The sequence below is a fragment of the Streptomyces sp. NPDC058295 genome (assembly GCF_042880655.1).
GTDB classification, from domain to species: Bacteria; Actinomycetota; Actinomycetes; order Streptomycetales; family Streptomycetaceae; genus Streptomyces; species Streptomyces coriariae.
Genome location: NZ_JBHVYO010000096.1, coordinates 1 through 12,552, shown reverse-complemented (window position 1 = coordinate 12,552; position 12,552 = coordinate 1). Strand labels below are relative to the sequence as shown.

Annotated in this window: 11 protein-coding genes; 9 read left to right on the top strand and 2 right to left on the bottom strand. The window is 74.0% G+C overall.

Going from position 1 to position 12,552, the window contains the following annotated elements; genetic code table 11:
• The first annotated feature begins 330 nt into the window (after nucleotides 1–330).
• A complete protein-coding gene (locus ACFVYS_RS43300; protein WP_389511333.1) occupies nucleotides 331–2,106 on the top strand; it encodes an FAD-dependent monooxygenase in 1,776 nt (591 codons plus the stop codon).
• Between the two features lie 334 nt (nucleotides 2,107–2,440).
• Here ACFVYS_RS43300 and pcaB read toward each other — a convergent pair whose 3' ends face one another.
• Both pcaB and ACFVYS_RS43290 read right to left on the bottom strand, forming a co-directional pair.
• Nucleotides 2,441–3,886 carry a 3-carboxy-cis,cis-muconate cycloisomerase gene (gene pcaB / locus ACFVYS_RS43295; RefSeq protein ID WP_389511331.1) on the bottom strand — a complete coding sequence of 482 codons (1,446 nt, stop codon included), beginning with the start codon at nucleotides 3,884–3,886 and terminating at the stop codon, nucleotides 2,441–2,443.
• The gene (locus tag ACFVYS_RS43290; protein WP_389511329.1) at nucleotides 3,883–4,254 is read right to left on the bottom strand and encodes a hypothetical protein; all 372 of its coding nucleotides are present in this window, start codon (nucleotides 4,252–4,254) and stop codon (nucleotides 3,883–3,885) included. Before ACFVYS_RS43290 ends, pcaB begins: the two co-directional genes overlap by 4 nt.
• A gap of 311 nt (nucleotides 4,255–4,565) precedes the next feature.
• Between ACFVYS_RS43290 and ACFVYS_RS43285 the strand changes: the two genes are divergently transcribed.
• The 8 genes from ACFVYS_RS43285 to ACFVYS_RS43250 all read left to right on the top strand — a co-directional run bounded on the left by ACFVYS_RS43285 (nucleotide 4,566) and on the right by ACFVYS_RS43250 (nucleotide 12,508).
• On the top strand, nucleotides 4,566–5,195 hold the full coding sequence (locus ACFVYS_RS43285) for a hypothetical protein (protein ID WP_389511327.1): 630 nt from the start codon (nucleotides 4,566–4,568) through the stop codon (nucleotides 5,193–5,195).
• On the top strand, nucleotides 5,192–5,398 hold the full coding sequence (locus ACFVYS_RS43280) for a hypothetical protein (protein ID WP_310437272.1): 207 nt from the start codon (nucleotides 5,192–5,194) through the stop codon (nucleotides 5,396–5,398). Before ACFVYS_RS43285 ends, ACFVYS_RS43280 begins: the two co-directional genes overlap by 4 nt.
• A 632-nt stretch (nucleotides 5,399–6,030) precedes the next feature.
• Entirely contained in the window at nucleotides 6,031–7,026 is a 996-nt protein-coding gene (mvk, locus tag ACFVYS_RS43275; RefSeq protein ID WP_389511335.1) for a mevalonate kinase, read from the top strand.
• Nucleotides 7,019–8,065: a diphosphomevalonate decarboxylase gene (gene mvaD, locus ACFVYS_RS43270; RefSeq protein ID WP_389511325.1), complete on the top strand. Its 1,047-nt coding sequence runs from the start codon at nucleotides 7,019–7,021 to the stop codon at nucleotides 8,063–8,065. Before mvk ends, mvaD begins: the two co-directional genes overlap by 8 nt.
• On the top strand, nucleotides 8,062–9,177 hold the full coding sequence (locus tag ACFVYS_RS43265; protein ID WP_389511323.1) for a phosphomevalonate kinase: 1,116 nt from the start codon (nucleotides 8,062–8,064) through the stop codon (nucleotides 9,175–9,177). Before mvaD ends, ACFVYS_RS43265 begins: the two co-directional genes overlap by 4 nt.
• The gene (fni, locus tag ACFVYS_RS43260) at nucleotides 9,174–10,277 is read left to right on the top strand and encodes a type 2 isopentenyl-diphosphate Delta-isomerase (protein ID WP_389511321.1); all 1,104 of its coding nucleotides are present in this window, start codon (nucleotides 9,174–9,176) and stop codon (nucleotides 10,275–10,277) included. Before ACFVYS_RS43265 ends, fni begins: the two co-directional genes overlap by 4 nt.
• Entirely contained in the window at nucleotides 10,274–11,335 is a 1,062-nt protein-coding gene (locus ACFVYS_RS43255; protein ID WP_389511319.1) for a hydroxymethylglutaryl-CoA reductase, read from the top strand. The genes fni and ACFVYS_RS43255 overlap by 4 nt, the downstream gene beginning before the upstream one ends.
• A 3-nt stretch (nucleotides 11,336–11,338) precedes the next feature.
• Entirely contained in the window at nucleotides 11,339–12,508 is a 1,170-nt protein-coding gene (locus ACFVYS_RS43250; protein WP_389511317.1) for a hydroxymethylglutaryl-CoA synthase, read from the top strand.
• Nucleotides 12,509–12,552: the final 44 nt, after the last annotated feature.

Sequence of the window (12,552 nt, the reverse complement as noted above, 5' to 3'; positions counted from 1 at the left end):
GCGGTGACCTGGAAGCCGGCCCGGGCGGCGGGCCGGTGGCCCGTCAGGCGGACAGCGCGAGGTGCGGCTCGTCCCCGCGCGCCGCAGGTCCGGCGCGCGGGCGGCACCAACCCGGCGCCAAGCCGGGAAATAGTGCGGGCCAATCAGCCCGGCCGATGATGGGGGCCGCGGCATCGGGCCGAGAAGAACGCCGTCCCGGTGGCGCCATCGCCGTGTTGCGGGACCGTATGGCGGCCGCGCCTCTTTCCCGTTCCGCCCGCCGCCCGGCCGCGGTCGTCCGTGATCGTCTGACGCCCTGCATGGGGGCCCTCACCTTATGGAAGGCCGAGTATGGAGGAAACCGAGGTTCCGGTTCTGATCGTGGGTGGCGGTGGCTGTGGCCTGTCCGCCTCCGTCTTCCTTTCGAACCACGGTGTGGGGCACCTGCTCGTGGAACGGCACGCGGACACGTCGCTTCTGCCGAAGGCGCATTACATCAACCAGCGCACGATGGAGATCTTCCGCCAGCACGGCCTCTACGACGCCGTGGTCGAACGCGCCTCGACCACCGACCGGTTCGGCCGGGTGCGCTGGCAGACCACGCTCACCGGCGACGGGCCTCTGGACGCGCGGGTGATCCACGAGATGGACGCCTTCGGCGGCGGCGCGCTGACCGAGATCTACGCGGCGGACGGTCCCGTCCTGCCCGTCAAGCTGCCGCAGCTGCGGCTGGAGCCGATCCTGCGACGGCAGGCCGAGGAGCGCAATCCCGGCCGGGTGCTTTTCTCCCACGAACTGGTCGCCTTCGCCGAGGAGGGCGAGCGGGTCGTCGCCGACATCCGCGACCGTGAGAGCGGCGAGGTCACCCGGGTCCGTGCGCGGTACGTCATCGCCGCCGACGGCGGCCGCACGCTCGGCCCCGCGCTCGGGGTGCAGATGCAGGGCGTGTTCAACATGGCCGACGTCACCACCGCGTACTTCTCGGCGGACCTGTCGAAGTGGTGGCAGGAGGGCTCCCTGATCACCTGGTTCGTCAACCCCGAGCGCCCCGACCTGAACAGCGCCCTGCTGGAGATGGGGCCGACCTGGGGCAGGCACTGCGAGGAGTGGGGACTGACCTTCAGTCTGGGCGATGTGGACCGCTCCGACGACGAGGCGATCGCCGACCGGATGCGCGAGGTACTGGGCCTGCCCGGCCTCGACCTGACGGTGCACAAGGTGTCGCACTGGACGGTCGAGGGGGTCCTCGCCGACCGTTACCGGGCCGGCCGCGTGCTCATCGTCGGCGACGCCGCCCACCGTCAGCCGCCCACCACCGGGCTCGGCCTGAACGGCGGCATCCAGGACGTGCACAACCTCGCCTGGAAGCTGGCCGCGGTGCTCGGCGGCCGCGCCCACGACAGCCTGCTGGACACCTACGAGACCGAGCGGCGGCCGCTGGGCAGGCGCAACGTCGAGTGGGGCCTGGCGACCTGGTTCCACCACCGGGTCATGACGGAGGCCGCGCTCGGCCTCGGCCCGCATGTCCCGCCGCAGCGCCGCTCGTCCGCGTTCAGCGCCTACTTCGCCCCCTCCCCCATCGGCGCGGTCACCCGCGCCAGGGCGGCGGAGTTCTTCGGCACCCACCGCGCCGAGTGCCAGGCGCACGACCTGGAGATCGGCTTCGCCTACGAGGACGGCGCGCTCGTCCCCGACGGGAGCGAGCCGCAGCCCCGTTCGCCCATGGGCGGCGACTACCGTCCCACCACCCGCCCCGGGCACCGGCTGCCGCACGCGTGGACCGAACGGGACGGGCGGCGCGTGTCCACCCACGACCTGGTCGGGGCCTCGACCGCGTTCGTCCTGATCACCGGCCCCGCGGGCGCGGCCTGGGCCGAGGCGGCCGAGCAGGTCGCCGAGAAGTTCTCCCTCCCCATCACCGTGGCCCGGATCGGGGACGGCGGGCAGTACGCCGACCCCGACGGCAGTTGGGCGGCCGTACGGGAGATCGCGGACGACGGCGCCGTCCTGGTCCGCCCCGACCACCATGTCGCGTGGCGCTCCGCCGGCGCGGCCGAGAACCCGGCGGGTGTGCTGGCCCAGGCGATGTCGCAGATCCTGGACCACGAGAGCGCCGGCAGGGGCTAGCCCACCAGGCCGCCGGGCCCCGATTCCCGGGCCCCGGCGGCCTGCTGCCGTTGCGCGGCGGGCCGGGCGGCCTCATCGGGATGCTCTCCCGGCGGCCGGACGACCGAGCAGGAGGGCCGGGGCCACCCGGCCCTCCTCCTCATGCCACCGGGCAGGCCCAGCCCCGGCGTTGAGAACCGGCCCGGCCCTCCCCGGTCCCCCGCCCCGCAGGCAAGGGCCGGCAGCCCGCTGCCCGGCCTCCACTCGGCTCATGCCGCGGTGGCCCGGCCGCTCGGGGCGGCCGGGCCGGGTGGCCGGGTGGGGGTGGGGGTGGGGGTGGGGGTGGCGTGGTCGTCTAGTCCCGGTCCGCGGGGGTGGGCTGGTGGGAGGGTGTGGTGAGGGCCCGGTCCACCAGTGGGCCGGCGGCGCCGGTGTAGCGGGCCGGGTCGAGCAGTGCTGCCGCCTCGTCCCGGTTCAGCACGCCGGCCAGTTGCGGGAGTTCGGCCAGCACGTCGGCCAGGGGGCGGCCGGTCCGGGAGGCGAGCAGCGAGGCCTGGGTGAGCAGTTCCTTGGCGGCCGCCTTGCCCAGGCGTGGTGCCAGGACGGCCGAGACCCGCTCGGAGACGAGCTGTCCGCCGGTGGCCTCGAGGTTGGCGCGCATCCGTTCCGGGTGGACGGTGAGTCCCCGGGCGAGTTCCACGGCCGTGTGTGCGGCGCCACCGGTGAGCCGCAGGGCTTCGCGCAGTGGCTGCCACTCGGCGTGCCACACCCCTGCCGAGCGTTCGTCCTCGGCGGGCAGGCACTGCACCAGGACGGTTGCCAGTGCGGGTACTTGGAGGGCGGCGGAGCGGATCAGCGTGGCGAGTACGGGGTTGCGTTTGTGCGGCATGGCCGAGGAGGCGCCGCGTCCGGCGACCGCGGGCTCGGCGACTTCGCCGATCTCGGTGCGGGTGAGCACCAGCACGTCCGCGGCGATCTTGCCGAGGGCGCCGGCCGTGTGGGCGAGCGCGGCGCCCAGATCGGCGACGGGGGTGCGCAGGGCGTGCCAGGGCAGCAGGGGGGCGCTCAGGCCCGTCTCGGCCGCGAAGGCGGTGCCGAGGTCGTCGAGCACGGTCGCGGGGTCCGCGTCCTGGCCCGCGTACTGGAGGTAGCCGGCGAGGGTGCCGGCGGCGCCGCCGAGTGCCACCGGAAGGCCGCCGTGGGCGACCCGTTCGAGCCGGTCGACGGCGTCCAGGACCAGCTGGCGCCAGCCGGCCGCCTTGAGTCCGAAGGTCGTGGGCACGGCGTGCAGGGCGAGGGTGCGGCCCGCCATGACGGTGTCGCGGTGCGCGGCCGCGAGGTCGGCCAGTGCGGCGGCCACGGTCCGCAGATCCGCGATGATCAGGCGCAGCGCGCGTGCGGCCACCAGCATGGCGCCGGTGTCGAAGACGTCCTGGCTGGTCGAGCCGCGGTGCACGTATTCGGCGGCTTGCGCCGAATGCTGTGCGACCAGCGCGGTCAGTGCTTTGACCAGGCCCACGACCGGGTTCGCGGTCTCGCGTGCGGCCAGGGCCAGTTCGCGGACGTCCAGCAGGTCGGCGCGGGCGGCGGCGGTGATGGCGTCGGCGGCGAAGGCGGGCACGGTGCCGCAGCGGGCCTGGGCGCGGGCCAGGGCCGCTTCCGCGTCGAGCATCGCCTGGAGCCAGGCGTGGTCGCCCACGGCCGCCTCGACGGGGGTGCCGGCGCGGACCGGTGACAGCAGGCCTGCGTCGAGGTGGGCGGCGGGGGCCGCCGCGGGCGGGGATGCGGGCGAGGAGGTCATGCGCCTGCCTTCGTGCTCGGGGCCGGGCCGCCGGCACGGGCCGCGCGGTCCGCGGGGGCGGTGGGCGACTTTCTGGGCGGGCCGGGGAGTTCGGGCCGGGCGAGGACGGCCGCCGCCGTGGCGTCGGGGTTGTCGGCCTGGGCGGGGCGGCGCGCCCGTCCCGCACCGGGCGGGCCGGGGCCGGCGGCCCGGACGGTGGCGGTGTCCCGGCGCGGCGCCGTGCGTCCGGGCGCGCGGAGCCGTTGTGGGCCCGGAAGGCCTCGCGGCCCCGTGCCGGCGCGGCCGCTCTGCCGGTGTGCCGGCGCTTCGCCCCGGGCGGGCGGGGCGGGTGCCGGGGCTGCGGGTCCGCCTCGGTGCGTGCCGTCCATCGGCCCTCCTTCTGCGCCACGTTGGGTGCAGCCGCTCGGATCCGGGTGGAACGCGGCTCGAAGAGGGTGCGCGTACGGGGCTCGTGCCGGGCAGGCACAAACGCGGCTGGAGCGGACCTCCAGCACCCGTCGTTACGTTCGATGGGTGCGGGAGGCCCCCATGGCGGCTGCGTGCGCAGGGCAGACCGAGGCCGCCCGGCCGTCCGGCCGGACCGGAACCCTTCGTCGGGGTTTTCCGACTCGGACTGTCAGCCCCTGTCTCGAGCCTTGCAGCGGTACGGGCCGAGTCATCTCACGGAGGAGAAATGTCGATGACGGTACAGCCGTGCCCGAGAAACCATGCCCACGAGGGCCGCGCCGCCGGCGGATCCGTCCTTTGTGCCCGCTGCGTCGCCCAGGCGGAACGCGATCTGCGGGCACTGCCCGCCCTCCACCAGGAGTGCCTGCACCACGCGTCACCGACGTCGCGGCGCAGCAACCCCACGAAAGTGTCGGGCAGCCGTACCCGGGATCATCTGAACGTCTCGGTGCTCGACGCCCGTCACCGTCTTCTCACCGCCCTGGGCTCGTGGTCGGAAACCGTCGCGGGGCATCACGGGATCGCGGTGCCGGGCCGTTCCGTTCCGCAGCTGGCCCGGTTCCTGGCCCAGCACCTCGCATGGCTCGTGGCGCAGCCCTGCGCCGCCGGCTTCGCGGACGAGGTGGAGAGCCTGGCCGCCGAGTTGCGCAGCACGATCGATCCCGGTGCGGGCGATCTGCGTACGGCGATCCGCAAGTGTGTCGTGGACAACTGCAGCGGGACGATCAGTACCTCGCTGAGCAGCGGGGAGCGGTCGCGGGCGGGGCGCCTGGAGTGCTCCATGGGCCATGTGTGGGACATGCGCGAGTGGCTGAATCTGCGTCACCTCATGGAGCAGCAGCGCGAGGGGGCCGACGCATGACGAATCCGCCGCGCCACCGGCTTGTCCCGACCAATGTCGCCGCGCTCGCCGTCGGGGTGTCGGAGGCGACCATCCGCAAGTGGGTGAGCCGGGGGAAGATCACTCGCTACGGCGCGCCGAACTGCCGTTCCGCGTTCGACATCGACGAGCTCACGAAGATCGCGATGCAGCGCTCTCCCCGTCCTTCACGGCTCCCCCGCTGACCGGCACCGGCGGCCGCGGGCACGGGTCCCGTCGCCTGCCGGTGCCGGGTGACCCTGCCCGCGGCCGGTACGCGCGACGGGCGAGAGGCTGTGCCATGTACGCCCCACCCCGTCCTGAAGTGACCCAGGTCACTTTGAGGTGTCCTTGGCGTGAGAGCACCCCCGTGTCACTATCGATGCACATTTTCCCTGCCCGAAAACTTTTTCGGGGCAGGTGGGCGGGTGTGGTGTCCCCGCTCGTCCCAGGTCGGAGCGAACCGCCGGTGTACGGCGCGGGTCCGCCCGCGTGCCCGGCGTCGCCCGACGCGGGAGTTCCCCTCACGCCGCCGCGGCGGGGCCTGACGTGTCCCGGGCCCGCCGGCCGGCGCCGCGCTCCTTTTCCCCCTCCCGCCGGGTCCGCGCGCCTGTCGCGCACCCGGTCCGCGGCGCGCCCGGCGCCGGGCGCGGTGTGCGGCCGGCCGGGTGCGGTGCAGGCCGTCGCGGCCGGGGGCCCGCGGTGCGGTGCGGCGCCCTGCGGCGCCGGGGAGGACCGCAAGTCCGGCGCGACCACGGACAGTTCGACCAGTTCGATCAGTTCGATCTCACTGCAGAAACGAGAAGGGGAGCTGAGTGCGTTGACTCTACCGACCTCTGTGGCGGGGGTCTCGGCACACCACCGGGCTCGCTCCGTCGGCATCGGTCGCGCTCACGCCAAGGCCATTTTGCTGGGGGAGCACGCCGTCGTGTACGGCGGCGCGGCGATCGCCGTGCCGATCCCGCAGCTGTCGGCCACGGCGAGCGCCGGATGGTCCGCGGACACCTCGGACGCCTCCGCCGGCCCCCAGGGCAACCTGTCCTTCGCCATGACCGGTTCGGTGTCGCGGGCGATGGTGACGCAGGCCTCCGACGGGCTGCGGCAGCTGACCGCCGCGTTCATGGCGCAGCTGGGGGTGAGCGACGCTCCGCGCCTGGACGTGATCGTCGACGGCGCCGTCCCGCCCGGGCGCGGGCTCGGTTCCAGTGCCGCCACCTCGCGGGCGATCGCCCTCGCCCTGGCCGATCTCTTCGAGCGTGAACTGACCGAGGCGGCCGTGTTCGACCTGGTGCAGACGGCCGAGAACCTGGCGCACGGCCGGGCCAGCGGTGTGGACGCCGTGGCCGTCGGCGCGTCGGCGCCGCTGCTGTTCCAGGCCGGTGAGGCCCGCGAACTGAAGCTCGGCTGCGACACGTTGCTCGTCGTCGCCGACAGCGGCACGGCCGGCAGCACCAAGGAGGCGGTCGAGCTGCTGCGCGAGGGATTCCGGCGCGACGGCACGCAGGAGGGGTTCCTGCGCCGTGCGGGCGAGCTCGTCGACGCGGCCGTCGCGGCACTCGCCGAGGGCCGGCCGCAGGACGTCGGCGCGCAGCTGACCGGCTATCACCGGCTGCTGCGCACGGCCGGGCTCAGTACCGACCTGATCGACGCGATGGTCGAGGCCGCGCTGGACGCGGGCAGCCTCGGGGCGAAGATCACCGGCGGCGGGATGGGCGGCTGCATGATCGCGCTGACCCGGCCGGAGCACGCCAGGAACGTCACCGTCCGACTGCACGAGGCCGGCGCCGCGCAGACGTGGGTCGTGCCGCTGAGGAGGCTCGCCGACCATGTCTGAGCAGCACACCGCCGTGGTGCGCCCGTCCGGGCAGCATGCCGCGGCAGGGGCCACCGCCGTCGCGCACCCGAACATCGCGCTGGTCAAGTACTGGGGGAAACGCGACGAGGAGCTGGTCCTGCCCCGGACCGACAGCCTGTCGATGACCCTGGACATCTTTCCCACCACCACCCACGTCCGGCTCGACGCCGCCGCGCGGCGCGACGAGGTGAGGCTGGGCGGTGTGCCCGCCGCGGGAGAGGCGCTGCGCCGCGTCGTGGCCTTCCTCGACCTGGTCCGCGAGCGGGCGGGGCGGTCCGTGCGGGCGGTCGTCGAGACCGAGAACACCGTGCCCACCGGGGCGGGCCTGGCGTCCTCCGCCAGCGGGTTCGCCGCGCTGGCGGCGGCGGCCGCCGCCGCCTACGGGCTCGGCCCCGACGCCACCGCCCTGTCGCGGCTGGCCCGGCGCGGATCGGGGTCGGCGTCGCGGTCGGTCTTCGGCGGCTTCGCCGTCTGGCACGCGGGCACCGGCACCGGCGCCGGCGCGGACGCCGGCTCCTACGCCGAGCCGGTGCCCGCCGGGGATCTCAACCCCGCGCTGGTCATCGCCGTGGTCGACGCCGGGCCCAAGACGGTCTCCAGCCGCGAGGCGATGCGCCGCACCGTCGCCACCTCGCCGCTGTACGGTCCGTGGGCCGCCTCCAGCAAGGACGACCTGGTCGCCATGCGGGCCGCGCTGCTCGGCGCCGACCTCGACACGGTCGGTGAGATCGCGGAGCGCAACGCGCTCGGCATGCACGCCACGATGCTGGCGGCGCGTCCCGCGGTGCGCTACCTGGCCCCGGCCACGCTCACGGTCCTCGACAGCGTGCTGCGGCTGCGCCGGGACGGGATCGCGGCCTACGCCACCATGGACGCCGGGCCGAACGTCAAGGTGCTGTGCCGGCGCGCGGACGCGGAGCGGGTGGCCTCGGCCGTGCGCGGCGCCGCCCCGCGCGCCACGGTGCACATCGCCCGGCCGGGGCCGGGCGTGCGCCTGCTGAACGCGGGCGGGCGATGACCGGCACGCGCACGGTCGTCCGGCACGCTCCGGGCAAGCTGTTCGTCGCGGGCGAGTACGCGGTGGTGGAGCCCGGCACCCCGGCGATCGTGACGGCGGTGGGCCGCACGGTCGCGGTCACCGTCCGCGCGCCGGACGAGCCCGGTGTCGTGATCACCTCCGACCTCGTCGCGCAGGCGATGCGCTGGCGGTGGCGGGGCGACCGGCTCGAGGTGTGCCCCGGGCAGGACGGGCCCCGGGTGCGCCGCGCGGCGGCCCACGTGGTGTCGGCCGTCGAGACCGTGGCCCGCCTGCTGGCCGAACACGGCCTGCCCGCACCGCAGTTGAGCATCTCGGTCAGCAGCGACCTGCACGACGCGGGCACGAAGTTCGGTCTGGGTTCCAGTGGCGCGGTGACCGTGGCGGCCGTCGCCGCCGTCGCGGCCCACCACGGCCTGGAGCTCTCGCTGGAGAGCCGGTTCCGCCTGGCGCTGCTCGCCACCGCCCGGATCGACCCCAACGGCTCCGGCGGTGATCTCGCCGCCAGCACCTGGGGCGGCTGGGTCGGCTACCGGGCACCCGACCGCGCGTTCGTGCTCGACCTGGCGCTGCGCCGCGGCGTCGGGGAAGCGCTGCGCGCGCCCTGGCCGGGTCTGGCGGTGCGCCCGCTGCCGCCGCCGCGCGGCCTGCGCCTGGAGGTCGGCTGGACCGGCCGTCCGGCGTCCACCACCTCGCTCGTCGCCGGCCTGCACCGGCGCACCTGGCGGGGCAGCGCCTCGCACCGCGAGTTCATCAAGACCAGCACCGACTTCGTGACCGCCGCGGCCGACGCGCTCGAGTCCGGCGACGACGGGGCGCTGCTGCACCAGATCCGGCGCGCCCGCGAGGAGCTGGCCCGCCTGGACGCCGAGGAACGCCTCGGCATCTTCACCCCCGAGCTGACGGCGCTGTGCGCGGCGGCCGAGGCCGTCGGCGGCGCGGCCAAGCCGTCGGGGGCGGGCGGCGGCGACTGCGGCATCGCGCTGCTGGACGCCGCGGCCGGACACGACATCGCGCACGTACGGCAGCGGTGGGCCGCGACGGGAGTGCAGCCCCTGTCGGTCGGTCCCACCCCGGAAAGGAACCAGGAATGAGCAGCGCTCAACGCAAGGACGACCATGTCCGCCTGGCCATGGAGCAACACCGTGCGCACAGTGGCCTCAACCAGTTCGACGAGGTGTCGTTCGTCCACCACGCGCTGGCGGGCATCGACCGGCCGGACGTCTCGCTGGCCACGTCCTTCGGCGGCATCCAGTGGCAGGCCCCGCTCTACATCAACGCCATGACCGGCGGCAGCGCCAAGACCGGTGCCATCAACCGGGATCTGGCCACCGCCGCCCGCGAGAGCGGCGTCGCCATCGCGTCGGGCTCCATGAACGCCTACCTCAAGGACCCCTCCTGCGCCGACACCTTCCGTGTCCTGCGCACGCACAACCCCGACGGGTTCGTGATGGCCAACATCAACGCCACGACCTCGGTCGACAACGCCCTGCGCGCCGTCGACCTGCTGCAGGCCGACGCCCTGCAGATCCACGTCAACACCGCGCAGGAAACACCCATGCCGGAGGGCGACCGGTCGTTCGCGGCATGGGCCGGGCAGATCGAGAAGATCGCGGCCGGCGCCGGCGTCCCCGTGATCGTCAAGGAGGTCGGCAACGGGCTGAGCCGGCAGAGCGTCCTGCTGCTCAAGGAGCTGGGCGTGCGGGTGGCCGATCTCGCCGGGCGGGGCGGCACCGACTTCGCGCGCATCGAGAACGGGCGCCGGGAGCTGGCCGACTACGCCTACCTGCACGGCTGGGGCCAGTCCACCGCCGCCTGCCTCCTGGACTGCCGGGGCGCCGGCCTGCCGGTGCTCGCCTCCGGCGGCGTGCGCCATCCGCTCGACGTCGCCCGCAGCCTCGCGCTCGGCGCCCGCGCCGTCGGCGTGTCGGGTGGGTTCCTGCGCACGCTCCTCGACGGCGGCGTCCCCGCGCTCGTCACGCAGATCACCACCTGGCTCGACCAGCTGGCGGCGCTGCAGACCATGCTCGGCGCCCGCACCCCGGCCGACCTGACGCGCTGCGACCTGCTGATCCACGGTTCCCTGCGGGACTTCTGCGCCGACCGGGGCATCGACACCGGCCTCCTGGCCCGGCGCTCCACCACCACCGACTCCATCGACGCCCTCCACGAGATGACGGGAAGCACACGATGACCGACACACACGCGATCGCCGGCGTACCGATGCAGTGGGTCGGTCCGGTCCGCATATCGGGGAACGTCGCCACCACCGAGACCCAGGTGCCGCTGGCCACCTACGAGTCGCCGCTGTGGCCCTCGGTGGGCCGCGGCGCGAAGGTCTCCATGCTCGCCGAGCAGGGCATCGTCGCCACCCTCGTCGACGAGCGGATGACCCGCTCGGTCCTCGTCGAGGCGACGGACGCGCAGACCGCGTACACGGCCGCGCGGACCATCGAGGCGCGCATCGACGAACTGCGCACCGTGGTGCGCGGGTGCAGCAGGTTCGCCGAGCTGATCGGCATCCGCCACGAGATCAACGCCAACCTGCTGTTCATCCGCTTCGAGTTCTCCACCGGCGACGCCTCCGGCCACAACATGGCCACCCTCGCCTCCGACGCGCTCCTGGGGCATCTGCTCGAGACCGTTCCCGGTATCTCCTACGGGTCGATCTCGGGGAACTACTGCACCGACAAGAAGGCCACCGCGGTCAACGGGATCCTGGGCCGCGGCAAGAACGTCGTCACCGAACTGCTCGTGCCGCGGGTGGTGGTGGAGGACGTCCTGCACACCACGGCCGCGAAGATAGCCGAGCTCAACCTCCGCAAGAACCTCCTGGGCACGCTCCTCGCCGGCGGTATCCGCTCGGCCAACGCCCACTTCGCGAACATGCTCCTGGGGTTCTACCTGGCCACCGGCCAGGATGCCGCCAACATCGTCGAGGGGTCCCAGGGCGTCGTCATGGCCGAGGACCGCGACGGCGACCTCTACTTCGCCTGCACCCTGCCCAACCTGATCGTGGGCACCGTCGGCAACGGCAAGGGCCTGGCCTTCGTGGAGACGAACCTGACCCGGCTCGGCTGCCGGGAGGACCGCGCGACCGGGGAGAACGCGCGCCGTCTCGCCGTCATCGCGGCGGCCACGGTGCTGTGCGGGGAACTCTCGCTGCTGGCGGCCCAGACCAACCCCGGCGAGCTGATGCGCGCGCACGTCCAGCTGGAACGCGACAACAAGACCGCAAAGGTTGGTGTTTAGGGCATGTCCATCTCCATCGGAATCCACGACCTGTCGTTCGCGACGGGCGAGTTCGTTCTCGCGCACACGGCGCTCGCCGCGCACAACGGCACCGACATCGGCAAGTACCACGTGGGCATCGGCCAGGAGTCGATGAGTGTGCCCGCCGCCGACGAGGACATCGTGACGCTGGGCGCGGCGGCGGCCGCGCCCGTCATCGCCCGGCACGGCGCGAGCCGGATCCGCACCGTGATCTTCGCGACGGAGTCGTCGATCGACCAGGCCAAAGCGGCCGGTGTGTATGTGCATTCGCTGCTCGGCCTGCCCTCGGCGGTCCGGGTCGTCGAGCTCAAGCAGGCCTGCTACGGGGCGACGGCCGCCCTGCAGTTCGCCGTCGGCCTGGTGCGCCGCGACCCCGCGCAGCAGGTCCTCGTGATCGCCAGCGATGTCTCCAAGTACGAGCTGGACAGTCCCGGTGAGGCCACCCAGGGCGCCGCGGCGGTGGCCATGCTGGTGGGGGTGGACCCGGCGCTGGTGCGTATCGAGGACCCGTCGGGGGTGTTCACCGCCGACGTGATGGACTTCTGGCGGCCCAACTACCGTGACGAGGCCCTCGTCGACGGGCAGGAGTCCGTCAACGCCTACCTCCAGGCCGTCGAGGGCACCTGGAAGGACTACAGCGAGCAGGGCGGGCGCAGCCTCGACGAGTTCGCCGCGTTCTGCTACCACCAGCCGTTCACGAAGATGGCCTACAAGGCCCACCGCCACCTGCTGAACACGTGCGGGCACGACACCGACCAGGACAGGGTCGCCCGCGACCTGGGGCTGACCACGGCCTACAACCGGGTGATCGGCAACAGCTACACCGCCTCGGTCTATCTGGGCCTGGCCGCGCTGCTGGACCAGGCCGACGACCTCGGCGGCCGCCCCGTCGCCTTCCTCAGCTACGGCTCGGGCAGCGTCGCGGAGTTCTTCGCCGGGACCGTCGCCGCCGGCTACCGCGACCACCTGCGCACCAAGGAGCACCGCGCCGCGATCGAGCGGCGCACCCCGGTCGACTACGCCGGCTACCGGGCGCTGCACGAGCAGCGCCTGCCCACCGACGGCAGCGACCACGCCACCCCGGCGCAGAGCACCGGTCCCTACCGGCTGGCCGGGATCAGCGGACACAAGCGCATCTACGAGACCCGCTAGAGGCAGCGGACAGGTCCGCGCGGGCAGCCCGCAAGGGGGCTGCC